Origin of the sequence: Sorangium sp. So ce145 (assembly GCF_051525985.1) — a bacterium.
Classification (GTDB): Bacteria; Myxococcota_A; Polyangia; order Polyangiales; family Polyangiaceae; genus Sorangium; species Sorangium cellulosum_B.
Genome location: NZ_CP150315.1, coordinates 7,463,433 through 7,487,591, shown reverse-complemented (window position 1 = coordinate 7,487,591; position 24,159 = coordinate 7,463,433). Strand labels below are relative to the sequence as shown.

The 24,159-nt window shown below is 71.7% G+C and carries 15 protein-coding genes; 7 read left to right on the top strand and 8 right to left on the bottom strand.

Annotated elements, in window-relative coordinates; all coding sequences use genetic code 11:
- The first annotated feature begins 108 nt into the window (after nucleotides 1–108).
- The 3 genes from WMF34_RS27495 (at nucleotide 109) to WMF34_RS27485 (ending at nucleotide 3,942) form a co-directional block, all read left to right on the top strand.
- Complete coding sequence (locus WMF34_RS27495) at nucleotides 109–1,953, top strand: type IV pilus twitching motility protein PilT (protein ID WP_437989641.1); 1,845 nt, start codon at nucleotides 109–111, stop codon at nucleotides 1,951–1,953.
- 1 nt (nucleotide 1,954) lies between these two features.
- The gene (locus WMF34_RS27490) at nucleotides 1,955–3,025 is read left to right on the top strand and encodes a type IV pilus twitching motility protein PilT (protein ID WP_012237954.1); all 1,071 of its coding nucleotides are present in this window, start codon (nucleotides 1,955–1,957) and stop codon (nucleotides 3,023–3,025) included.
- 101 nt (nucleotides 3,026–3,126) lie between these two features.
- Entirely contained in the window at nucleotides 3,127–3,942 is an 816-nt protein-coding gene (locus tag WMF34_RS27485) for an arylamine N-acetyltransferase family protein (protein WP_437989640.1), read from the top strand.
- 97 nt (nucleotides 3,943–4,039) lie between these two features.
- Here WMF34_RS27485 and WMF34_RS27480 read toward each other — a convergent pair whose 3' ends face one another.
- Entirely contained in the window at nucleotides 4,040–6,631 is a 2,592-nt protein-coding gene (locus WMF34_RS27480) for a LamG-like jellyroll fold domain-containing protein (protein WP_437989639.1), read from the bottom strand.
- Nucleotides 6,632–7,346: 715 nt separating this feature from the next.
- A complete protein-coding gene (gene cysS / locus WMF34_RS27475; RefSeq protein WP_437989638.1) occupies nucleotides 7,347–8,885 on the bottom strand; it encodes a cysteine--tRNA ligase in 1,539 nt (512 codons plus the stop codon).
- A 178-nt stretch (nucleotides 8,886–9,063) separates the two neighbouring features.
- On the opposite strand from cysS, the gene WMF34_RS27470 reads away from it, so the two are divergent.
- A complete protein-coding gene (locus WMF34_RS27470; protein WP_437989637.1) occupies nucleotides 9,064–10,134 on the top strand; it encodes a class I SAM-dependent methyltransferase in 1,071 nt (356 codons plus the stop codon).
- Between the two features lie 44 nt (nucleotides 10,135–10,178).
- Here the strand turns inward: WMF34_RS27470 and WMF34_RS27465 are convergent, their stop codons facing one another.
- A complete protein-coding gene (locus WMF34_RS27465) occupies nucleotides 10,179–11,732 on the bottom strand; it encodes a serine/threonine-protein kinase (RefSeq protein ID WP_437989636.1) in 1,554 nt (517 codons plus the stop codon).
- A gap of 206 nt (nucleotides 11,733–11,938) precedes the next feature.
- Here WMF34_RS27465 and WMF34_RS27460 point away from each other — a divergent pair, with 206 nt between their 5' ends.
- Together WMF34_RS27460 and WMF34_RS27455 are read left to right on the top strand one after the other, a co-directional pair.
- Nucleotides 11,939–15,832, top strand: coding sequence for a protein kinase domain-containing protein (locus WMF34_RS27460; RefSeq protein WP_437989635.1), 3,894 nt, complete (start codon nucleotides 11,939–11,941; stop codon nucleotides 15,830–15,832).
- A gap of 229 nt (nucleotides 15,833–16,061) precedes the next feature.
- Nucleotides 16,062–16,976, top strand: coding sequence for a hypothetical protein (locus WMF34_RS27455; RefSeq protein ID WP_012237947.1), 915 nt, complete (start codon nucleotides 16,062–16,064; stop codon nucleotides 16,974–16,976).
- A gap of 39 nt (nucleotides 16,977–17,015) precedes the next feature.
- Here the strand turns inward: WMF34_RS27455 and WMF34_RS27450 are convergent, their stop codons facing one another.
- The 5 genes from WMF34_RS27450 to WMF34_RS27430 form a co-directional block, all read right to left on the bottom strand.
- Nucleotides 17,016–19,001 (bottom strand): protein kinase domain-containing protein, encoded by a 1,986-nt coding sequence (locus WMF34_RS27450; protein WP_437989634.1) that lies wholly within the window; start codon nucleotides 18,999–19,001, stop codon nucleotides 17,016–17,018.
- A gap of 93 nt (nucleotides 19,002–19,094) precedes the next feature.
- Complete coding sequence (locus WMF34_RS27445; RefSeq protein WP_157906940.1) at nucleotides 19,095–19,733, bottom strand: hypothetical protein; 639 nt, start codon at nucleotides 19,731–19,733, stop codon at nucleotides 19,095–19,097.
- A gap of 26 nt (nucleotides 19,734–19,759) precedes the next feature.
- Nucleotides 19,760–20,257, bottom strand: coding sequence for a hypothetical protein (locus tag WMF34_RS27440; RefSeq protein WP_044965895.1), 498 nt, complete (start codon nucleotides 20,255–20,257; stop codon nucleotides 19,760–19,762).
- Nucleotides 20,258–20,388: 131 nt separating this feature from the next.
- Nucleotides 20,389–21,486 carry a fibrinogen-like YCDxxxxGGGW domain-containing protein gene (locus tag WMF34_RS27435; RefSeq protein WP_437989633.1) on the bottom strand — a complete coding sequence of 366 codons (1,098 nt, stop codon included), beginning with the start codon at nucleotides 21,484–21,486 and terminating at the stop codon, nucleotides 20,389–20,391.
- A gap of 120 nt (nucleotides 21,487–21,606) precedes the next feature.
- Nucleotides 21,607–22,839 carry a PAS domain-containing protein gene (locus WMF34_RS27430; protein ID WP_437989632.1) on the bottom strand — a complete coding sequence of 411 codons (1,233 nt, stop codon included), beginning with the start codon at nucleotides 22,837–22,839 and terminating at the stop codon, nucleotides 21,607–21,609.
- A gap of 303 nt (nucleotides 22,840–23,142) precedes the next feature.
- On the opposite strand from WMF34_RS27430, the gene WMF34_RS27425 reads away from it, so the two are divergent.
- A complete protein-coding gene (locus WMF34_RS27425) occupies nucleotides 23,143–24,042 on the top strand; it encodes a 1,4-dihydroxy-2-naphthoyl-CoA synthase (protein ID WP_012237941.1) in 900 nt (299 codons plus the stop codon).
- Nucleotides 24,043–24,159: the final 117 nt, after the last annotated feature.

The following is a 24,159-nucleotide window of genomic DNA, read 5'->3' as shown; positions in this document are numbered from 1 at the left end:
GCCGCGCGGCGCGGGTCGCCACGGCCGAATGTCGCCTCCGTCGCACGACATTTTGAAACGCGGCGCCTCATCGTTGATAGAGTCGGCTTGCGGAGACGAGCGACGACGATGAACGCCCTTCGATCCTGGCTCTCGCAACTGAACCGCCCCGAGGTGACCGAGTTCGCCGTGGCCACCGGGCGCATGCCCAGCGTCAAGGTCTCGGGCGCCTTCCAGGCCGTCGATCCCGGCGCCCTCTCCACGGAGGACATCCTCATGCTCCTCAGCGCGCTCGGCGGCGGCCGCCACATCGAGGCCCTCGGCGCCAAGCCGTCGCAGTGGCACATCCGCATCGAGGGCATCGGCGCCATCTCGGTCGTCGCCGCGCGCCAGGGCGACCTCGTGCACGCCCGCATGACGCGGATGCAGTCGTCCGCCGCCTCGGGGACCGCGGCCGCCGCGCCTCCCGCGCGCCCCTCGCAGCAGCTCTCCATGCGGGAGCACCTCGCACCCGAGGAGGGGCAGCGCCCACCGCCGCGCGAGCAGGACGCGAAGCGCACGAGCTCCTCGGAGGTCGCGCTCGACCTCCGCTCCCCGCCGCCGCCTGCAGAGCCCCGCGCCAGCCGGCCCTCGGTGGCCCGCTTCGAGGCGCGCGCCGACGATGCGCCGGCCGCCGAGCGCGCCGCGCCGGCCGCCCGCCCGTCAGCGCCGTCCCCGGAGCCCCGCGCCGCCGCGCGCGCGGTCGCCGCGGGCGGGCGCGCGCGGCCCTCCTCCGCCGAGGTGCCGTCGGCCGCCTTCGAAGGGCTGCTCGCCATGGCGCGCGATCAGGGCGCGAGCGATCTGCACCTCGTCGCCGGCCGCCCGCCGCTCCTGCGCGTGGCGGGCGAGCTGATGCCGCACGGCGAGCCGCTCGACCCGGCGGCCGTCGAGTCCCTCCTCCTGCCGCGCGTCCCGCCGCGCCTCTCGCGGGTGCTCGAGGTCGAGGGTTCTTGCGATTTCGCCCTGGAGCTCGGCGCGCTCGGCCGCTTCCGGGTGAACATCTCGCGCCACCGGCAGGGGTACAAGGGCTCGTTCCGGCTGATAGCGCGCACCATCCCGACCCTCGCGTCGCTCGGCCTGCCCGACGCCATCGGGCTCGCCACCCGCCACCACCAGGGCCTCATCGTGATCACCGGGCCGACGGGCCACGGCAAGACCACGACGCTCACCGCGATCGTCGATATCCTGAACCGCGAGACCAGCCATCACATCATCACGGTCGAGGATCCCGTCGAGTTCGTCCATGCGCGCGGCAAGGCGATGATCAGCCAGCGCGAGGTCGGGACGCACACCCGCTCCTTCGAGAACGCCCTCAAGGCCTCGCTGCGCGAGGACCCCGACGTCATCGTCGTCGGCGAGCTCAGGGACACGGCGACGGTCCGCATGGCGCTGGCCGCGAGCGAGACCGGCCACCTCGTCCTCGGCACCATGAACACGCCGAGCGCGGCGAAGACCATCGATCGGCTGATCGATCTCTTCCCGCCCGGCGATCAGCAGCAGGTGCGCGTCACCCTCGCGGGCGGCCTCCGGCTCATCGTCAGTCAGCGGCTCCTGCCGAGCGAGGGCGGCAAGCGCATGGTCGCCGCCGCCGAGGTCCTGCCCGGCTCCGTCCCGCTCTGGAACCTGATCCGCGACTCCAAGACGTTCCAGATACCGAGCCTCCAGCAGCGGGGGAAGGGCCTCGGGATCATCCGCCTGGACGACTCGCTGGCCGAGCTCGTCCGCGCCGGCAAGACCACGCTCGAGGCCGCGCTCAAGGTGGCGGAGGCCCCCGACGAGCTCGAGGCCGTCCTCGCCGGCAGGCGGCAGCCCATGCTCACGCCGGACAGGAGGCCGCCCGCCCCCGCGCCCGACGCGTCCAAGTCCGCGCCCGTCGAGGCGGGCAAGGGCCTCTTCGAGCGCGCGGGCGCGCTCTTCGGAAAGAAGGGAGCGTAACGTGGCCCGGATCGATCGCCTCTTCGACGAGCTGCTCTCCAGGAAGGGCAGCGACCTGCACCTCGGCATCGGCTATCCGCCGCTCGTGCGCGCCCGAGGCGAGCTCATCGCCCTGCGCGACACGCCCCTCGACACGGCCGAGATGGAGGCGCTCCTCTTCGAGATCACGACCCCCGAGGAGACGCGGCGGATCGTCGACGAGCTCGATCTCGACTTCGCCTATTCCTACGCGGACAAGGCCCGTTTCCGCGCGAACTACTTCTACAAGACCACCGGGCTCGCGGCCGTCTTCCGCACCATCCCGAGCAAGATCCTCTCGCTCGACGATCTCGGATGCCCCGAGATCGCCCGCCGGCTGTCCGAGCGGACGAGCGGGCTCATCTTGATCACGGGGCCGACCGGCTCCGGCAAGTCCACGACGCTCGCGGCGATGATCGATCACATCAACCGCTCGCGCGCGTGCCATGTCCTCACGATCGAGGATCCGGTCGAGTTCGTGCACAGCCCCATCAAGGCCCACATCACGCACCGCGAGGTCGGCCCCGACGCGGGCAGCTTCGCGAGCGCGATCCGCAGCGCCGGGCGCGAGGACGCCGACGTGATCCTGATCGGCGAGCTCCGGACCAACGAGACCATGAAGCTCGCCTTGCAGCTCGCGAGCTTCGGTGTCCTCGTCTTCGGCACCGTCCACACGAACAGCGCCGCCGCGACGATCGACCGTATCATCAACGCGTTTCCCGCGGACGAGCAGCTCCAGGTCCGCGGCATGCTCGCCGAGAGCCTCGCCGCGATCATCGCCCAGCAGCTGCTCCGCACGAAGGACGGCACGGGCCGCGTCGCCGCGCACGAGATCCTCGTCGGATCGAGCGCGCTCTCCGCGATGATCCGCGAGGGCAAGACGTTCCAGATCACGAACCTGATGCAGGCAGGCCGCTCGGCCGGCATGCAGACGATGGACATGGCGCTGGAGCGGCTCGTCAAGAAGGACACCATCTCGGTCCAGGCGGCGCTGGAAAAGGCGATCGACAAGGACAGCTTCCAGAAGCTCTTCCCCGACGCGCAGGGGGCGTGACGCGGAGTCGAGCCGCGGAGACGCGCTCCACCGCCGTCCATGTGCTGACCGGTGCGTTGACGCTCAAGCGAGGGGCCGCGTATCCTCGCTGCACCGATCCAATGCAACCTTCGACACAGGACAGCGCGTCGCTCGACCTCGACGCTTATCTCGCCCGCATCGGCTACCGCGGCGCGCTCGCCGCCACGCGGGAGGTCCTCGACGCGCTTCACGCGGCGCACGTCTATTCCATCCCTTTCGAGAACCTCGACGTCCTGCTCGGCCGGCCGATCCGCCTCGACCTGGCCAGCGTCCAGGCGAAGCTCGTCAGGGCGCGCCGCGGCGGCTATTGCTTCGAGCACAACACGCTGTTCGCCGCGGTGCTGCGCCGGCTCGGGTTCAAGCTCACGACGCTCATCGCGCGGGTGCGGTTCCAGCGCAGCGACACGGGCCCTCGATCTCACATGCTGTCGCTGGTCGAGCTGCCCGAGGGGCCGTTCATCGCGGACGTCGGCTTCGGCGGTCCGGGGCTCTTGCAGCCGCTCCCGCTCGTCGAGGGCGAGGGGCACGCGCGGGTGCTCGACGTGATCGGCTTGCGCCGGGAGGGCTCGTCCTGGGTGCTCGCCTCCAGGGCGGGCGAGGTGTGTCAGGACATCTATGCGTTCACGCTCGAGGAGCATTTCCCGATCGACTACGAGGTGGCGAACCACTACACGTCCACGCACCCGAGCTCGCTGTTCGTGAACAACCTCATCGTGGCGCTCCCGTCGCCGGAAGGCCGGGTGACGCTGCGCAACCGCGAGCTGGGGTTTTGGCGGGTGGACGGCGTCGAGCGCGTCTCGGTGCACGACGACGCGCTCCTCGACGTCCTGAGAGAGCGCTTCGGGCTGGAGCTCCCGGCCGGGACGCGGCTCTCCTGCGCGGGACTCGATAGCTGAAGGGACGGCGCGTCCTCCTCGGGGCCCTGCCCGGGAGGCCGGGCGGGCGCGGCTCGCCGTCCGCGCCCGCCGCCCCTCGCGCCGGGGCGCTACCGGATCAGTGGACGCGCCCGATGCCGCGGCGGATGAACGCCGAGCGGCTCGCGGCCGCGGCGGCCGCCGCGCCGCCTGTCGGCGCGGCCCTGAGCGCCGCGAAGGTCGGGGCAGGCTCGCAGACCAGCGCCGTCATATCCTGGTTCCGGCGCCTCAGATCGTTCAAGGTGCGCGGCTCACCGCTCACCGGGTCACCGACCGTGATCCCCGTCATGAAACCCGACAGCGACGCCTCGTTCCCGAGCGACCTCGGGTTCACGTGCAGGAACCCCGTCCCGGTCTCCTGCGCGCCGTGGCACCCATTGCAGGTGTTGAGCGAGAACTTGTGCCGCGCCTCGTTGTTGAGGATGCCAGGAGCGGTCCAGGCCGTGAGGTTGTTGAACGACGAGCCCCCGAGGAACGGGTTTCCCTGGAACGTGTCGGGCACCGTGTGCTGCTCCGCGATGATCGCGGCCTCGTTCTGGTTCACGAAGTCAGCGAGCGTGGGCGATCCGTCGAAGCCGAGATCCGGCGTCAGCTTGACGGTCTCCGGCCGCAGGAAGCCCGTGTCGGGCGAGAGGACGAACTCGCGCAGCTCCCACGGCCCCGCGAGCGCGATCTCGTTCGTGCGGAGCTGCCCGAGCGAGCTCCCGTTCGGCTTGCCGGGCGCGGCGTTCCGGCCTGCGAACCGCGTGGTGATGTCCTGGAGCGCCGCGTTGTACGCTTCGGACGGGAAGGGCAGGCTGCCGAGGGCGTGCCAGTCGTTCGCCCAGTCGAGCACGTCGGCCTCGGTCGACGCGGGGAGCTTGTACTCCAGGATCACGGTGAACTGCTGCGGGAAGCCCTGGCTGACGACGCCGAACACGAACCTCCCTTCGCCGGCGTGGCCTTCGGCGAGGTTGCGCACGTCGATCCTGTTGACGATGCCGAGCAGCAAGAGCGGCGCCTGCCGCAGGTCGAGCGCCCCGTCAGGGCTCCTCGGCCACTCGTCGAGCACGACCTGCTGAATCGCCGTGCGCGCTGGCACGGTGAAGCCGTTGACGACCTGATCGGTCAGCCAGGTGCTGAAGAGCTCCTCGACCATGGCTGGCGCGTCGGCGGGCGTGGGCGCCATGTCCTCCATCAGGCGCGCGAACGTCCATGCGCCCGTGCGGGGGTCGCCCGGCGGCCCATTGAACGTCGTGCGGAGGGGATCCTCGACCACGCTGAGGTCCTTCACGAAGATCTCCCGGCTCGTCCGGACGAAGCACCCCGTCGGCTCGGCCAGCTCGAAGTCGAGGGCCCCGGAGGCGACGATGAACTCGGGCGAGTTGAAGTCGATCACGGAGAAGGGGATCACGTGGGAGCCGGGATCCGCGTCCTCGGTGCCGGTGACGGTGACGGGGAAGGTCGCCGTGCTCCCGGGCAGGACGCCGGGGAAGAACGAGGGATCGCCGGAGACGTTGATGCCCCCCGAGGGGCTGAAGATGTCGAGGAAGTAGTCGCGGCCGGGGCACGAGCCGACATCGTTGTTGGTAACGGCGATCTGGTACGCCACCGGCGTGTTCGGGGCGACCAGGCCGCTGCTCTCCGGCGTGACGACGGCCGTCGTGGGGCGCCTGAGGCAGGAGAGCTGGGCGATCTCGAAGGCGGTCGTCGGTGAGGCGGAGAGCCAGACCTCGTCGAGCAGGCCGGTGAAGCGCTCCTTCTGCACGTTGTTGCCGATACGGATGGGCGCGTCGATGTCGTGGAGCGTGCCCGCCGCGCTGATCTGGCCGACCTGCTCGCCGTTCAGGAAGAGCCGCACGAATGTGCCGTCGTAGATCCCCGCGACGTGGGTCCACACGCCGGCCTGGATGGGGGCCCGGGAGGTGACCGTCCGCCCGCTGGTCAAGGTCACGGTGAACCGCGCCTGGCTGTTCCGGATGTCGAGCGAGAAGCTCGTCTCTCCGCCGCCCTTCTCCTGCACGATGGTCCGCGGCGTCGACCCTGAGACCGCGGTCGGCTTGACCCACGCGGCGACGGCGAGGTGCTGTCCGAACGTGAAGCTGGCGTCGTCGTCGACAAGGATCTTGTCGTTGTCCTTGTTGAAGGCGACGCCGAGGCCGCTGACACCTTGAGCGCACGCCACGTTGGCCGAGCGGGTGGCCGTGTTGCCGTTGCTCGACGAGTCGAACAGCGCCGTGGTCGCGGCGTTGCAGTCGTCGAGCTGCCAGAAGCCGACGGCCGGCGGCCCCACCGGGGGCGGATCGCCGGGGTCGCCGCCGCCGACGCCGGTGGTGGCGGGGTCGCCGCCGCCGACGCCGGCGCCGCCGCCGACGCCGGTGACCGAGCTGCTGGTGGAGCCGCCAGTGCCGACGCCGGTGGAGCTGGCGACCACGCTGCTGTCGAAGCCGCCGGTCCCGGTCGCGCCGACGCCGGTGCCGACGCCGACGCTGGTGCCGACGCCGGAGACGGTGCCGCTGACGGCGCTCGACCCGCTGGCCGCCGCTTCGAGCGCTAGTTCTGCATCGTTGAGTGAACCTTCATCGACGTCATAGCTTCCGCACGCGGCGCCCGAGGCGAGCAGGGCGAGGATCGCGGCCGAGCTGGTTTTGATTGAGAGAGTATGGGTGAAGCCGAAGGAGAGGTTCCGCATCTGCGTTCTCGTTGGGTAAGAGTTGACTGCACGAGCGCCGTCCGGCGGCAGCTCGAGCTGCCGCCGGCGACGCGAACAGGCGTCTGTCTGACCCGACCGGGCCGTTCGGGTTTGGGCGCTGGTGCGGAGCACCCGATTGGCAATGGATATGCCCGGCCCCAGATCGTGATTTTCGCCTTGTCGCGTCGAACCCAGCGTGCCTGGGCATGTCGGGGGACTCCGACACTGGCACATCTGGCACACCCATTTTGCGCCCCCAGGCGGGGGCTCGAGATCAAACAAGCACGCTTTCGACGCGTCCGAATGGTGCGCGGCGGCGCGCGGCAAAGAGAGACAACAAGGCTCCTTCTCGTCGCCGCACGCCCGTCGCACTTCGTCCCGACCGCAGCTCCGCCGTCTCGCGGTCATCCATTGCGCCGCTTCTATATGCCGCGCCGCGCCGCCTCCTCCACGCATCGCGCAGCCGTCTCAATGCATCGCGCCGCGCCGCCGTCGCGCTATGCCACCGTCGCCCTCCGCCGCGCCGCTCCCCGCCCCGGCAAGTTTCCGCCGCGCGATCCTCTCCGCTCTCTCTCCGAGCTCTGATACATCCGTTAGCGGAGCTCTCCCGCACAGGAGACGGGCCCAGATCGGCGTTTTCGGCGCGGAGGCGTACTCTGGTACGCCGAGCACCGAAAACGTCGAGATGGGCCCGTATCCGAAGCGGGAGAGCTCCTCAGGAGGAAGACCAGCGGGGTCCGCGGGGGGTGTCTTCGAGCACGACACCTGCCTCGGTCAGCAGGTTGCGGATGGCGTCCGCCTTGGCGAAGTCCTTCGCCTTCCGAGCCTCCTGGCGCATCGCGATCAGCCGGTCGATCGCGGCGTCACCCCCGCGCCCAGCGGCGCCCTCGGCAGGGGCGAGCGCGTAGTCCGGAACGAGCTCCGGATAGAGCGCCGGCTCGGCGATTTCCACCCCGAACACAGCGAGGTGACGCACGATCGCCCGGTAGACCGCGAGCAGCGACGGGCGGTCCTCACACTGCTCGATCCCAGCCGAATAGAGCGCGCTCACGTAATCGAAAAATGCAGCCACGGCGTTCGGCGTGTTCAGATCGTCGTCCATCGCCTCGATGAAGCGCGCGATGAACCGCTCGGTGTGCTCCCCGAACTGGCCGTGAACGTAGTGGTGGCGCATCCTCGGGAACCGCTCTTCCTCGGGCCGCTGCGACGCGTACGCGCCCGGGGCGAGGGGAGCCTCCGTCGCGCCGCTCAGCTTCCCGGCGAGGACCGTCGCGAGCTTCTTGATGCGCGCATAGCCCTGTGCGGACTGCTGCAGCAGCTCCCAGCCGAACGGGAGCTTGCAACGGTAATGCTGCGTGACGAAGAACCACCGCGCCTCGTCGTGCCCGTGCCTCGACAGGAGCTCCTCGATGGAGATGACGTTCCCGAGGCTCTTCGACATCTTCATGTCCTTGAGATCGAGGTGCTCCGGGTGCAGCCAGTAGCGCACCCAGGGCCGCCCGCAGAGCGGCTCGCTCTGCGCGATCTCGTTCTCGTGATGAGGGAACATGTTGTCGATGCCGCCCCCGTGGACATCGAAATGGTCGCCCAGGAGCGCCGTGCTCATCGCCGAGCACTCGATGTGCCAGCCGGGGCGCCCGGTCGGCCACCCCTCCTCGCCGGTGCGCCAGCTCGGCTGGCCCGCGCCGGTCGGCTTCCAGAGGCTGAAGTCCGCCGGGTGCCTCTTCCGAGCGAAGTCCTCCTCGACGCGACCGCTCGCCCCGACCTCCTGCTCGTCGACCTTGCGCCCCGAGAGCTCACCGTAGGGCGCCCACGTGCCGACCTCGTAGAAGACCTCGCCGTTCACCGTGTAGGCGTGGCCCTTCTCGATCAGGCGCTTCGCCATGTCGACCTGCTCGTCGACGAAGTCGGTGGCGCGCGTGTAGACGGCGTAGTCCTTGATGTGGAGCTTGCGGCAGTCGCGCCGGAACGCCGCGATGTTCCGCTCGGCGACGTCGACGGCACCCTCGCGCTCGCTCGCGCGCTGCATGATGCGATCGTCGATGTCCGTGTAGTTGATGATGCTCAGCACGTGATAGCCGCGGTACTCGAGGTAGCGGCGGAAGACGTCCCAGAAGCAGTAGGTGCGCGCATGGCCGATGTGCATCGGGGCGTAGACCGTGAGACCGCACGTGTAGATGCGCACGACCTTCGGCCGGGCGGAGACGAAAGGCTCCTTCTTCCTCGTGAGCGTGTTATGAACCTTGAGCGGCATCGGCCACCTGCGTGAGTGTGCGAGCACCCCCCCGGGACCGCGTACGCTACCCTGGCCCCGCCGCCTGGTCAACGCGGAACCTCGCCGGTTTTCCCTGTGGTTTCGCGGTGTCTCGCCACGTCTCGCCACGTCTCGCCACGTCTTGCGGCCGTCCTGCCTCCGGTCTACGCAGCAGCGCATGCACATCACTTCAAGGACCTTGCTGTTCGTCCTCGCTGGCGCGCTCTCCGCCTGCGCGGGGAGCCCGCCGCCCGTCGAGAGCGCCCCGCCGCCCCCGCCGCCGGCCCCCACGCAGGCACCGCCGGCCGCCGCGCCGGCCGCGCAGCCCGAGGCGGCGACGCCGCCCAAGGCGGACCCGGAAGCCGAGAAGAAGCAGGCGGAGCTCGCCAAGCTCGCCGAGGACATGAAGGCCATGGAGGCCAAGGCCGACAAGGAGGCGGCGCGGTTCGACGACGCGCTCAAGGCCGAGGTCAAGGCGCTCATCGCGGCCAACTACCCGAGCGCGGGCGCCGCGCTGCGGGCGGCGCTCAAGGGGAAGCACCGCACCCCGGGCAACGCCGAGCGCGACGCCGCCCGGCACCCGGTCGAGAACCTGGAGTTCTTCGGCCTCAAGCAGACGAGCACGGTCATCGAGCTCGGGGCCGGCGAGGGCTGGTACACCGAGCTGCTCGCGCCGGTGCTCGCGAAGAAGGGCAAGCTCATCATCACGGCGTTCGATCCGAACGGCCCCGCGGACTCGCGCAACACGCTCTATGGCAAGCGCGTGAAGCGCATGATCGAGAAGTCGCCCGAGCTGTTCGGCAAGGTCGATGTCGTCGTGATCGATCGCGACAGCCCGAAGCTCGGGATCGAGGGCAAGGCCGACCTCGTCATCGCCATTCGCGAGGCGCACGGCTGGCACCGGAACGGCAAGTTCGACGCCTACGTCGCCGAGGCGTTCAAGGCGCTCAAGCCGGGCGGCGTCTTCGGTATCGTGGCGCACCGGGCGAAGCCCGACGCCAACCCCGATGAGAGCGCGAAGCAGGGATACCTCCCGGAAGCGTGGGTGATCCAGAAGGTCGAGTCGGCGGGCTTCAAGCTCGGCGGCAAGTCCGAGATCAACGCGAATCCGAAGGACACGAAAGACTACCCGGAAGGGGTCTGGACCTTGCCGCCGAACTTCCGGCTCGGCGACAAGGACCGCGCGCACTACGCCGCGATCGGCGAGAGCGACCGCATGACCCTCAAGTTCGTCAAGCCCGCCCGCTGATCCACTCGGCGCCCGGCGCTCGCGGCCCAGCGAGCGCCGGGGCGCTACGCGGGCGCCGCGGCGCGGCCCGGCGGCCGCACGAACACGCGGCGCATCGGGATCGTGGCGCCGGCGGCCCCCGAGACCCGGTGGGACAAGAAGGCGACGCCATCGAGCATCGCCGGCGACGCGTACACGCCCGGCTCCGCCGTCTCCGGGAGGCACGAGGAGAGCTCGAGGAGGTTCCCGCCCATAAGGGCGCCGTCCTCGGTGAGCACCACGTCGCCGGCGTGGAGGCAGAAGCGGACGCTGATCCTGGGATCGCGCTGGCCCGGCCCGGCGAGCCGCGTGTGCAGCGCGACGGCGGCCCCGATCGCGCGGTGGCGCGCCTCTTCGGTGCCGCGCTCGCCGCGCCGAAAGGGCGCCGCGAGCAGCACGCTGGTGCTCGTGATCGCGAGCGGCGAGAACCCCGAGGGCGCGAGCGCGGCCACGGCGTCCGGGACCACGGCCTCGAACTCGGCCAGGAAGGCGTCGGTGGGGGCCTCGAGCGCGCGGCTCTCGGCGAGGACCTCGACGAGCAGCCCGATGGCGAGGCGTCGGATGTGCCCCGCCTCCACCGCGCCGGTCCGCGCGATCCGCGCCGTCGCGGCCCGCACGTCGCCCAGGAACGCGGTGACGTCCGGGTGGCGGCCGGCGGGATCCTTGCTCATGGCCCGCACGACGATATCGTCGAACGCCGGGTCGACCGGCGCGTGCAGGCTCGGGCGGGGCGGCGCCTGGTGCAGGTGCAGGTGGCGCAGCACCGGGTACGTGGTCGCCAGGAACGGCGTCGATCCCGCGATCATCGTGTAGAGCAGCGCGCCGAGCGCGTAGACGTCGGTCCGCATGTCGACAGGCCGGTTGAGGAGCTGCTCGGGCGACATGAACGCCGGGGTCCCCACCACGTGCCGCGACGACGTGAGCGAGAGATCCGTCGCGCCGAGCAGCTTCGCGATCCCGAAGTCGAGCAGCACCACCCTGAGCTCTCCGCCGCGCTCGCACAGGATCACGTTCGAGGGCTTCACGTCGCGGTGGATGATCCCGAGCGCGTGGACCGCGGCGAGCGCGCTGCAGAGCGGATCGAGGATCGCGAGCGCCTCGTCCGCCGGGAGCCGGCCGCGCGCGAACAGGTGCTGCTCGAGGCTCTTGCCCTGGAGGAGCTCCATCACGTAGTAGGGCCGCCCGTCGTCGAGCCGCCCCACGTCGAGGATCTCCACGACGCTCGGGTGCCGGATCCGCCCGATCGCGTCCACCTCGCGCTGGAAGCGGAGCACCACGTCGGCGCGCGAGATCAGGTCGGCGTGCATGATCTTGACCGCCGCCGGCGCCCCGCTCGTCGCGTGCACCGCGCGGTGGACGACGCCGAACCCACCCTCGGCGATGACGCCGTCGAGGAGGTACTCGCCTGCCCGCAGCGCCGCGGCGCGCAGGGCGCCAGGGCCTGCGCCCTCGCGATCGCGCGTGTCGGGCGTGCGTTGTTTGCATGTCCGCGACGTGACGAACGGCGGCTCGCCCGTCGCGGGGGCGTCGGCCGGCGGCGCGGCGGGGAACGACTCATCGTTCTGGCCAGGGTTCTTCATGGGGTATGCGACAGCCGCTTACTTCCTCAATGACAACTGCTGAGCCCGCACACTACAGTACGCGTAAGCCGGTATCGAATGCGACCCCCGGCTGCCGGCAGACGAGCCGAATCATGCACCGTTGCTCCGTATGTCACGGGCGGCTCGCCGCTGACGCTCCGTGCGTCAGAGATGGCTTTATCCCGCCGCCCGGCGAGCGTGACACCGTGGCGCGCGCGGCGCCCGTGATAGAGGGCTTCTCGCTGCTCGGCCCGCTCGGTCACGGCGGCTTCTCCGACGTCTGGGCCGCGCAGCAGGACTGCGATGGATCGCCGGTCGCCATCAAGGTAGGGAGGCACGCGGCGTGGAACCTGCGCGAGCGGTTTCGGCGGGAGGCCGCGCTGCTCGAGCGCGTCGGCGTGCCGCACGCCCCGCGGCTCGTCGCCCGCGGCGAGCTCCCCGGGGGGCGGCCCTATCTCGTGATGGAGAGGCTCTTCGGACAGACCCTCGCCGAGGAGCTGGCGGCGCTGCGCGCGCCGCTCGATCCGGAGCTCGCCGCCGGGCGCGCGGACGCGATCCTCGCCGTGATCGAGGCGGCGCACGCGCGCGGCGTCATCCATCGCGATCTCAAGCCGGAGAACCTCTTTCTCCTCGGCTCGAGCGGGCGCGCGGCGCTGCTCGATTTCGGTCTGGCGCGGCTCGCCGAAGGCGGCGAGCCGCCGGCGGTGTCCGCCGGCGTGACGCGCGCCGGCGACATCGTGGGGACGCCGGAGTACATGGCTCCGGAGCAGCTGCGGGGCGACGCCGCGCGGATCGACGCGCGCGCGGACATCTATGCGTTCGGCGTGATCCTGTTCGAGCTGATCACCCTTCGCCCGCCGTTCGTCGGCGGCGAGACGGCCGTCGAGCACGGCCACCTTGCGCTGCGCCCCCCGCGCCCGAGCGATTTCGTGGACGTCCCCGAGGGGCTGGAGGCGCTGACGCTCGCCTGCCTCGCCAAGGACCCGAGCCGCCGCCCGGACAGCGCCGCCGCGCTCCGGCTCACCCTGCACGCCCTGCGCGCGCGGCCTCGCGCCGACTCGATCCCGCCTCCGTCCGCGCCGCGATCGCAGCGGCAGGACGACGGCGCCGCGGCGGCCGTCGCCGAGGGGCGGCAGCCGGTCGCGCTGCTCTTCGCGGAGGGCGGCGCCGGGCCGGTGATCGCGGCGATCGGCGGCCGCCGGGGGTTCGTCGCGCGGCAGCGGGGGCAGCGCTGCCTCGCCGTGTTCTCCGCGCGGGACGTCGACGACCCGGCCCGCGCGGCGCTGGCCGCGGCGCGCGATCTCGCGCTGGGCGGCGGCGTGCGCGTGGCGCTGCACCTCGCCAGCGTGCGCCTGCGCAGGATCGCCGGCGGGCTGCACGCCGCCTACGGCGCGCCGGTCGAGCGCCCCGAGGCGTGGTTGCCGGCCGAGCCCTGGGGCGGGCTCGTGATGACCGAGGAGTTCGAGCGCGCGCTGCCCGACGACGAGCTCGCCCCCACGCCGCCGGGCGATCCGGAGAGCCTGCGCGAGCCGGCGCTGCTCGGCCGCGACGACGTGCTCTCGGCGCTCGCGGCCAGCGCGACCGACGCCTTCGACGGGACGTGCCCCGGCCTGTTCACGCTCATCGGCGACGCCGGTCTGGGCAAGACGCGCCTCGCGGCCGAGGCGGCCAGCATCGCCGGCGTGCCGGTCCCGGACGTGCGCGTGGTGGCCGCGCGCGCGCTCCACCCCATCCACGGCGGCGCCGCGCAGGCCGTGCGCGCGCTCCTCCGCGTCGCGCTCGACGCGCCGAGGGAGAGCCCCGGAGACCCGCGGCAGTTCTGCGTGGAGCGGCTCGGCGAGACGCTCGGCGGCGCGACGTGGGAGGCCGTCGCCGCGGCGCTCGGCTGGGCCGGACCCCGCGGGGGGCGCCTGTCCGGGGAGGCCCGCAACGGCCTGATGCTCGCGCTCGCCGAGGCGCTCCGCCGCGGGGCGCGCCGCGGCCCCCTCGCCGTGATCCTCGACGACGCCGACCAGGCGGACGACGTGCTGCTCGACGCGCTCGAGTACGCCACGCTCGACGGCGAGGGCACCCCCCTCTGGGTGGTCGTGACCGCGCGCCCTCGCTTCGAGCAGGCCCGCCCCAGCTGGGGCCAGCGCAGCCAGCGCCACGCCCGCGTGACGCTCGCGCCCCTCGCGGAGGAGGCGGCGATGGATCTCGCCTCGCGCCTGCTCTTGCCGGCCGAGTACCCGCCGGCGGAGATCCTCCGCCGGCTGGCCGACTGGGCGGGCGGCAACCCGGATTGCCTGCGGCAGATCGTCCGGTCGCTCAAGCGCGCGGGCGTCGTGCGCCGGCGCGCCGGCGGCGGCTCGTACGTGGCGACCGCGGAGATCGAGGCGCTGCCGCCCGCGCCGGCGTGGCAATGGCTCGCGGCGCAGAGGCTCGACGATCTGCCGCCGGAGCTCGCGACGTGCGCCCGGGTCTGCTCGGCGCTCGGCATGTCGTTCGACCGCGCCGAGCTCGAGGCGGTGCTGGACGGCCTGGAGCGCGCGGGCGGCGCCGGAGCGATGGTCGACGCGGGCTTCGGGCTCGCGGCCCTGGTCGAGCGGCGGATCCTGCTGCGCGACGGCCAGGGCCGCGGCGGCGGCGTGGACGACCGGCACGCGTTCCAGAACGCGGTCCTCCAGGAGGCGGTCTACGAGATGCTCGACCCGGCGCACCGCGCCGCGATCCACCGGAGCGCCCTCGCGTACTGGCGGGCGCAGGTGGCGGCCGGCTCGACCGACGGCCTCCGCGCGCTCGCGCGCCACGCGGCCGTGTGCGGCGAGCGCGCCGAGGCGGCCGACGCCTACCTCGCGCTCGGCGATCTCGCGTCCGCGCGGCACGACGCCGTCGAGGCGGACCGGCGCTACGACGCCGCGCTCCAGGTCGCCGAGGAGGGCGACGCGCCCCGGCGCGCGCGCGCGCTCGCGGGCCGCGGCAGGAGCCGGTACCGGATGTGCCGCGTCCGGGAGGCGCGCGGCGATTTCGGCGACGCGCTCGCGCTGGCCGAGGCGCTCGGCGACGCGCAGGCGAGGGCGGGCCTCCTGCTCGAGGACGCGACCGTGCTCGACTGGGCCTTCGAGTTCGAGGCGTCGGCGCGCCGGGTGGAGGAGGCGCGGCCGCTCGTCGACACGCACGCGCGCGCGCAGGGCTCTCCCGAGCTCGCGCTGCGCCTCCGGATCGCCGAGGCCCGCACCGCGTGGCGGCGGGGGAGGACCGAGGAGGCCATCGCGGAGCTCACCGCGTGCGCCGATCGCGCCGCGGCGTCGGGAGACTACGACGCGCGCGTCTCTGCCCTGATCATGCTGTCGTTCCAGCTCGCGAGCGCGGGTCGCCGCGACGAGGCCGAGCGCGCCTCCGAGGACCTGATCGCCCTGGTCACGGCGGCCGGCGATCGGTTTCACCTCTGCGGGGCGTACATCAACCGCATCGCGCTGTGGGCCTGGCGCTGGTCGCTGCCGGGCGCGGTCGGCGACCTGCGCCGCGCCGTCGATCTCGCGCGCGAGATCGGCAATCCGTGGCTGGAGAAGATGGCGTCGTACAACGTCGCCGTGCTGCTCCACTGGAGCGACAGGCAGCGCGAGGCGCTCGCGCTCCTGCGGCGCGCCCGGTGGCTGGAAGAGCAGGCCTCCGAGCGCCCGATGCCCCAGACGGCGATGCTGCTCGCGCAGATTCATCTCGCGCTCGACGAGTACGAGCAGGCCAGCCAGCTCGTCGAGTGGATCCAGCGATCCTGCGCCCTCGAGCCGGGCGACCTCACGGAGTATGGCTTGCTCGAGCTCGTGCTCTCGGAGATCGGGCTCCGGCCGGCGCCTCCGTCGTCTCTCGCGTGGGACGAAGCGATCCGGCTGGTGAGGGGCCAGTCGATCGCCGAGCAGACGCTGATGTTCCTTTACTGGCGTGCTCGCATGGCGCTCCGTCGCGGACACGTGCGTGAGGCGGAGGAGGCGCTCGCGAGCGCGCGGGAGCACCGCGGGGAGAGCCCCCTCTGGCTGTCCCGCTTCGTCGAGCTGGAGCGCGGGTTGGCCGAGGCGGAGAGAACGCGGGCTCCGGACGCTCATCCACCCGTGCCGGACTGATGGCAGCCTGTCGCGATAGGGTTTATTCCGCGTCGCGCTCAGGCGAATCCGTACTTTCACGTAAATCTTTTCGCGCGATCCTTCTACACAACCAGCGTATACCGATTTTCAGCATTGCGCGCCTTCCTGGAAGATGGGAGACTGCCAATTTAAGAAAGATCGATATTGCTGGTCGATGTCTGAACCTGGCCGTGTGCCTGGCTGCGCGACCACCTCGGAGGAGAGCCGAATGTCATCGACCCGTTTCATCGCGGTTGGTCTCCTTGGCGCCGGTGTGTTCGCGGCGGGATGCGCCGTTTCGTCGGACACCGGCCCCGACGCCCCGTCCGACACCGACCCCCTCGAGACGGCGGAGCTGCCAATACGAAGCGCCGCGGTGCCCATCGGATGCAACGGCCTGCTCCCCAGCGACTTCTGGGCGCCAGCGAACCGCACGGCGCTCCGCGCGCTCGGCCAGCGCGCGCTCGCCGGCGCCAACGACGTCGTGGCCCCGACGGCGCTGCTCGGCACGTCCGGCGGAAAGAGCGTGCTCGACTACACCGTGCGCTGCGCGCTGTCCTCTGACCAGGTCGTCTACGGTCCGGACGGCCGCGAGTTCCACGGCTCCTTCGGGTTCGCGCCGGAGTGGACCGAGCGTGCGCTCACCCCCTCGGAGCAGCGCTGGGTCTCGGCCTGCATCTTCCAGCACCTGAACGGCACCGGCGAGCATGTCGATATCTTGCTGCAGGGCGGCCACCCGGCCCTCGATGGCCCCTTGAACGAGGAGCCCTACACGGAGTTCGTCGTCCACGACGCCACGATGTACGGGAACGCGTTCCTTCCCGGGACCATCGCCGGGTATGCCTGCATCGATCCCGATCTCACCGGGCAGCTCTCGGCGCTCTCGCTGAGCTGCCCGCTCGATCTCGGCCTCCTCTCGCTGGAGCGGCTGTGTGGCCTCGCGTCGACGTGCGGTATCGCCTTCCTGGGGCTCTGCGACCTGACCTGCTTGGAGGACGCCTCCGGCAACCAGACGTGCCACACGCTGCCGCTGCTCGGGCCGCTCCTCGGGCCGCTGCTCGGGCCGAGCTACTCGGAGACGATCCGGAGCGAGGTGCGCGACAGCGATCTCCTGCCGCTCTACAACGGCTGCGGCCTGCTCTGAGCGGCGCCCGGCTGAAAGGAGGCGCGCCGCGCGCGCCGGTCACGTCCCGAGGCGCGTCTTCAGCTGCTGAATCGCGTCGGCGATCGCCTTGTCGTCGCGGAAGCAGCACGGATCGTTCCGCCTGCACCGCGCGCCGTGCAGCACCTGGAGCTCGAAGAGCATGCGCTCGTCCCCCTCGGCCGCGGCGCGGCCGAAGAGCGCCCGCTTGCCGCCGCAGCTGGCCTTGCGGAACGCGAAGAGGACGCGGAGCGCGGGGGTCGCGCGCGCCATCACCTCGGGCCGGGCCAGGATCTCGCTGGCGCGCCGGGCCGCCTTGGTGCCTCCGCGCGCGCGCACGAGGTCGAGCAGCACGTCCAGCCCGCCGCTGCCGAGCCGGTTCGTGAGCAGGTCGAAGACCTCGTCCGCCGCCGGGTTGTCCTCCTCGAACCCGATGCCCGCCACGGTGGAGAGCACCTCTTCGCGCAGGCCCCTGCTCAGGGCGAGCTCCGGATCGGCCTCGGCGAGGGCCAGCAGCGACCGCGCCCCGAGCACCCAGTTCCTGGTCGCCACCGCCCGGCTGAGCTGCGCGCGCGGGCTCGGGGCGCCGCGGGCGTCGTCCTCGGGCGCCGCGCTCGCCGACGCGGGAGGGGGCGGCGCCGCCGGCGCCGGCGGGGGCTCGACGGAGGCGACGGCCGACGCCTCCGTGGTCGCCGCGGGCCGCCGGACGACGAGCCAGAGCGCGACGCCGAGCGCGAGCGCCGCCAGGGCCGAGAGCGCCGCCGCGAGGGGCACCCAGCGCGCCGAGGCCGTGGGCCTGCGGTGCGCGCGCGCGAGCAACGTCGCCCGGGGCCCCGGCCAGGCAGACGGCGCCTGCTCCCTGGGCGCCGCCTTCGCGGCCTGCGCGGCGGCCCCGCCCGCCGCGCTGTTCCCGCCCGACGGGGCCTGCCCACCCGCGGCGATCCCGCCCCCTGCCGGCGCCGGCGGCGCGGCCGAACGAGCGAGCGCCGCGAGCCCCTCATCGAGCGCCGCGATGGCGTCGGCAGCCGTCTGGAAGCGGAACGACGGATCGTGTTCCATGAGCCGCATCACGGCCTGCTGGACCTCGTACGGCACCTCCAGATCCGGAGCGCGCGCGCGCAGGGCCGGCGGCCCTCCCGGCCCCTGCTGCTTGAGCCGCTCGACCACGTTCTTCGTGTCGAAGGGGTGCTGTCCGGTGAGCATCTCGTAGAGCACGAGCCCGAGCGCGTACAGATCCGCGCGCGCGTCCACCGCGTCCATCCCGCGCAGCGCCTCCGGCGCGAGGTACGCGAGCGTGCCGAAGACCTCGCCGGCGCTCGTCAGGGCGGGGCTCGGCGTCGCCGTCTTGCGGCTCTGGCTGGACAGGAGATCGACGTTCACCTTCGCGAGCCCGAAATCGATGAGCCTGACCTGATCGTGCGCGTCGAGCAGGACGTTCAGGGGCTTCACGTCGCGGTGGACGATGCCCTTCTCGTGCGCCGCCGCGAGCGCCGACGCGATCTGACGCGCGATGCGGAGCGCCCGCGCGGGCGGGAGCCGTCCCCTGGCGATCGCGTCCTTGAGCGGCGTGCCCTCGACGTACTCGAGGACGAGGAAGAACGACGCGTCGTCCAGCTGACCGAAATCGATGGCCGCGACGACGTTCGGGTGCCGGATGTGCGCTCCCGCGACGGCCTCGCGCTCGAACCGCGCCACGAGCTCCGGCATCCGCCGGGCCAGGGGCCGGAGCAGCTTGATCGCGACCTGCTTGCGGAGGTGCACCTGCTCGCCGCGGTAGACGGCGCCCATCCCGCCCTCCCCGATGAGCTCGTCGACGCGGTAGCGCCCCGAGATCAGGCTCCCGATCAGCGGGTCGCCGCCCGCGCCACCGGCCGCCGCTGCCGCCTCGATCGCCTCGATGTCCTCGGTGAGCGCCGAGCTCGAGAGCTCCTCCATGGGCTGCGCGGCCGGCGCGCCGAGCCTCGGGACCGTGAGGTCCTCGATCAAGGCCGAGCCGAGCGTCTCTTCGGATCGCGGCGTCTCCGGCATGCGGCGCAGGATATCAGGTCGGCCGGCGTCGCGGGGAAGCCGTGAGGAGGGGCGCGGGGGCGCGCGACGCGGGCGTCCGCGAGCGCGCGAAATTCACAGGAGGAACGAGACGCCCAGCGAGAACGCGGGGTATCCGAGCCGCATCGTGAGCGTCACCTTCTCCGTGAAGTGGAAGCGGCCGCCGACGAACAGGGCCGGTGAGACCCCGAAGACCCCGTTGCGGCCCACGTCGCCGAGATACAGCGACAGCCCCGGCTCGCCGAAGACCGACCACTTCCGGTGGAGCCAGAAGTTCCACTGCATCACGACCGAGCCGAACACGTAGTTCGAGGGCGCCCCGTACCGGTCGACCTCGGTGCAGATGCGCGTGCCCGCGGGCCCGTTCTCGAAGCGGGTGCACTCGCCGCGGTAGTCCGCGTCCCCTCCGTAGTGGATGCCGTCGAGGCCAAAGCCGATCCCGACCGAGTCGTTGATGCGCTTGATGAAGCCGTCGGGCGCGATGTCGATGGTGGCGCGCATCCCGGCGCCGAGGCCGCTCCCGGCGCCGGGGCCGCTGAGCGGCTCGAACGGCGTGAGGAGGAGGTGCGGCTCCAGCTCGACCTTGTAGTCGGGGCGATCGCCGGGGCGCTTGATCGTCATCTGCGCCTCGCCGACCTCGGTCCACCCGATCGTCAGCGCCGCGAACGAGAGCGCGGCGGCCAGGAGGCGCGGCGCGCGAAGCTGCGATGTCATCGCTCTCTGCATCGGTCTCGGTCTCCTCAGCATCCGCCGCACGAGCGCGAGCCGTTCGGGCACACGACCGCAGCCTCGCCGCCGGGGCAGGTGACGCGGCACTCGCCGCCCACGTTGTTGCAGAACACCTCGCATGAGCCCCGGCACTCGACCTCGCAGGTGGTCACGTTCCGGCAGGTCACGACGCTGCCCGAGCCGACGCTGACGCCGCACCGGCTCGTGTCGTGGCACTCGTACCGGCAGTCGCGATCGCAGATGGCCCCGCACGCCGCCGTGTTATGGCAGTTGAGATCGCAGTCGTCCCCGCAGGAGGCCGAGCACTCGTCGACATCGAAGCACTCGAACGAGCACCCGTGCTCGCAGACGGCGCCGCAGCGATTCATCTGGAAGCAGCGCTGGTCGCAATCGTCACCGTCGCAGCCGAGGTAACACTCGTCACCCTGGGAGCACTCGCACGCGTCGCCCTCCACACAGCCGCCGTTGTTCCAGCAGCTCGCCAGGCAGAGGCTCGCGAAGAGCGTCATAAAAGTCAGTGCATAGAAGCGCATGGCCGGGCGAGCATACCCGACCCTCCCGGAAATTGTCACGAAATCCGCGAAGGTACGCGCGGGGGGACGCGCGGAGGTACGCGCGGAGGTACGCATGAGCGCCCGGCTCACCACCGTGTCCAGCGAGAGATTCGCCGCACCCGGGTATACCGTGTATTGTCGTTCGCGAGCCTGGCCTGATCGGCGACGTGCGTGCCGAGGTGGGGACCCCAGCCGCCGTCGTCGAACGGTGCGTCCCCGTCCGCGCCGAGGTTGTATTCCCAGCACTGCGCGTAGTGCTGCGTGACGTTCAGGGCTGCGATGGCGCAGTTATTATCGGGGGCAGTGTCGCCGTCGTGATCGCCCGACGACCACCCCGAGAGGAAATGGGAGAAGAAGACGTCGGCGTCCCCGGAGACGTGCAGGGGGCGGAGGAGCTTCATGGTCGTCGTGTCGATGCCTTCGGCGGTCGCCCGCATGACCTCCGCGACGGTGCCCTTGATATCCGCGATCTCGTCGCGGTACTCCCGGCCGACGAGGTAGAGGGAGCCCCTGTAGAAGTTCCGCTCGAGCGCCGGCTCGCCCTTGGTCCCGAGCCGCTGGGCGTACGGGATGTCCCAGAACGACAGCGTCTCTCCCTCCGCCGAACCGACGCTGTTGTAGACGAGCGCCCACCCTCCTCCGTCCGTCTCCAGATCGCACACCACGGGGAACTCCGGATCTCCCCCGGCCCCGTCCAGATCGAGGGTGTACACGCCGCTCGGCAGGCCGCGGGGGACGTCGGCGCACCGGGCGTAGGCGCACCCCGCGTTGGCCGCGCCGTCGCAGTCCTCGTCCTCGGCGGTGTCGCAGCGCTCGGCGGCGGGCAGCACCTCTCCGGCGCACGGGCCGAACCCGTTCCCTTCCTCGTCGCAGCTCTTCACGCCGGCGCGGCAGGCTCCGCGGTTCAACGTGGCCGGCGGACCACCGTAACAGGCCTCCTGGCGACCGGGCTCGCACCCGCCCCCGCCGCTCGACGCAGAGCCGCCGCCCGCGCTCGAGACAGCGCCGCCCTCGCCGGCGCTCCCGGCCGAGCCGCCGCCGGCGCTCGACGCCGAGGCGCTCCCGCCGCCTCCGGCGCCCTCGTCTCCGAACCTCCGCACCCTGGTCGAGCAGGCCGACACGGCGGTGAGCAACACGATGGCCGCGCAGCAGGCTCCCGCGACCGAACCTTGGCCGAGCGACATGCGACCTCCGGGGACACGAACACACGCCACGCGGCCTTATACACCAGCCCCCCCGGCGCGCGCATCCGCCCCGCGCGGCCGGCTGCTCCGCCGCTGCGCGCGGGCACGTTTCCGACGCTTCTATTGGGCGAGGGGCCGTGGCGCGCCCTGGTCGCTTTGCAGCGCAAAGGCGATGGCGCTCTGGAGCGTGCTCTTGGTCAGGAGGCCCCCCAGGTCGAGCGAGAGCCCGACGAGCGTCTGCGCCACCGCTGGCCGGATGCCGGTCAGGATCGTCCTTGCGCCGAGCAGCTGGAGCGCCTTCGCGGTGTCGACGAGGCCGGCGGCGACCCGCGTGTCGATTTCCTTGAGCCCCGTCACGTCGAGGATGACCGCCTGAGCCTGGGTGGACTGGACTCCAGCGAGCGCGGCCGACATCACCTGATCGATCCGCTCCGAGTCCATCTGGCCCACGAGGGGCATGACCATGATGCGATCGGTGATCGGGATGAGCGGCGTCGACATCGCCTGCATCGTGTCGCGGAGCCGCGCGAGCGTCCGCTCGAGCCTGTCGAGCAGCTCCCTGTACGGCGTGACGTCGTGGGCGGTGCCATAGACGAGGCGGCGCGACGGCTCCTCGGCCGCGTCCAGGTGCGCGGTCCACGCGAGCCACCTGTAGGAGCCGTCCTTGCACGCGTACCGGTTGTCGAACTTGATGGTCGTGTGGCCCTGGAAGAGCGCGGCGGCCTCGGCGAGCGTGGCCTCGCGGTCGTCGGGGTGGACGAACTCGATGAACGGCTTCGCGATCATCTCCGAGGGCGACCAGCCGAGGGTGCGCTCCCAGGCCGGGTTGGCGTGGCGGAAGTACCCCTCTGCGTCCAGGGTCACGAGCAGGCCCACGGAGACCCGGAACAGCTTCTCGTAGACCGTGGTCAGCTCCATCGCCTGCGTGAGCTGCGCCGTCCGCTCCCGGTCGCTCGTCAGGTCGAGCGCCGTGGCGACCATGAGGCGCTCGGAGGGCGCTTGGGCCATGTCCACCCGGGCGGTCCAGCCGAGCCAGCGGTACGAGCCGTCCTTGCACACATAACGGTTGTCGAACCGGCCGTTCGCGCGACCCTGGAACAGCGCGGTGGCCTCGGCGAGCGTGGCCTCGCGGTCGTCGGGGTGGACGAGCTCGATGTAGGGCCTGGCCCTGAGCTCGTCGAGGGACCAGCCGAGGGTCTGCTCCCAGGCAGAGCTCAGATCATGGAAGTAGCCACGCGCGTCCGCGGTGGCGAGGAGTCCTGACGAGACCTGGAAAAGTCGTTCATAGCTCAAGCCCATGTCGTCCCCCGCGCGGGCAGGCAGAGCGCGCTCGCCGTCGAGGCCGCCTGCCATCAGCGATTCCCCTGTCCGAACGCCGGCGAGCGCCTCGCACGCCGCCTGGCCAGAGCGCGCACGCGCAATCCCCAGGCGGCGCGACGTCGACCTCACCGCGCGTCAAAGCCTGCTTGTCCACGAGAACGCCTTATGTGTCAAGGGTATCGCGAGGCTCGTTAGCGGGCGTGCTGGGCCGGCTGCGCCAGAAGGGACGCCCGGGTCTGGCGAACACGGGCGCGCCCGGAGGTCGCCACTGTCATGTCGCCGAGGTTGCCAGCCCACGATGAGGCGAGTACGGTCCGCGCCCCAAAGGAGTGGGCCATGACCGTCTCTGCGATTTTCAACCCGGCGCGCTGGCGTGAGGTCGATGGGTTCTCGTTCGAGGATCTCACCTACCACCGCGCCGTGGACCAGGGCACCGTCCGCATCGCGTTCAACCGACCCGAGGTCCGCAACGCGTTTCGTCCCCGCACCGTCGATGAGCTGTACACCGCGCTCGAGCACGCGCGCACGACCTCGGACGTGGGTTGTGTGCTGATCACCGGCAACGGGCCTTCTCCGAAGGACGGCGGCTGGGCGTTCTGCTCCGGCGGCGATCAGCGCATCCGCGGGAAGGACGGGTACAAATACGAGGGTGAGAGCGCGGGGCAGGCCGACCCGGCGCGGCTCGGCCGGCTCCACATCCTGGAGGTGCAGCGGCTCATCCGGTTCATGCCCAAGGTCGTCATCGCGGTGGTGCCCGGCTGGGCGGCGGGCGGCGGCCACAGCCTCCACGTGGTCTGCGACATGACGCTGGCGAGCCGCGAGCACGCGATGTTCAAGCAGACGGACCCGGACGTCGCGAGCTTCGACAGCGGGTATGGCTCGGCGCTGCTCGCGCGGCAGGTGGGGCAGAAGAAGGCGCGGGAGATCTTCTTCCTCGGGCTCGATTACACGGCGGAGCAGGCGGCGGCGATGGGGATGGTCAACGCCGTCGTCCCTCACGCGGAGCTCGAGGAGGAGGCGCTGCGGTGGGGCGCGATCATCAACTCGAAGAGCCCGACCGCGATGCGGATGCTGAAGTACGGCTTCAACCTGCCTGACGAGGGGCTCGTCGGACAGCAGCTCTTCGCCGGCGAGGCGACGCGGCTCGCCTACGGCACGGAGGAGGCGAAGGAGGGCCGAGACGCCTTCCTGGAGAAGCGCCGCCCGGACTTCACCCGTTATCCCTGGCACTACTGACGGCGACGCGCCGCCCGCTCCCACGCCAGGCGCCCACAATCGCGCTTGACACCGACATCCACTTCATTGATGGTGACGGCGCTGTAAGATTCCGTGTGTGCCGTCTGCTCACGCGGC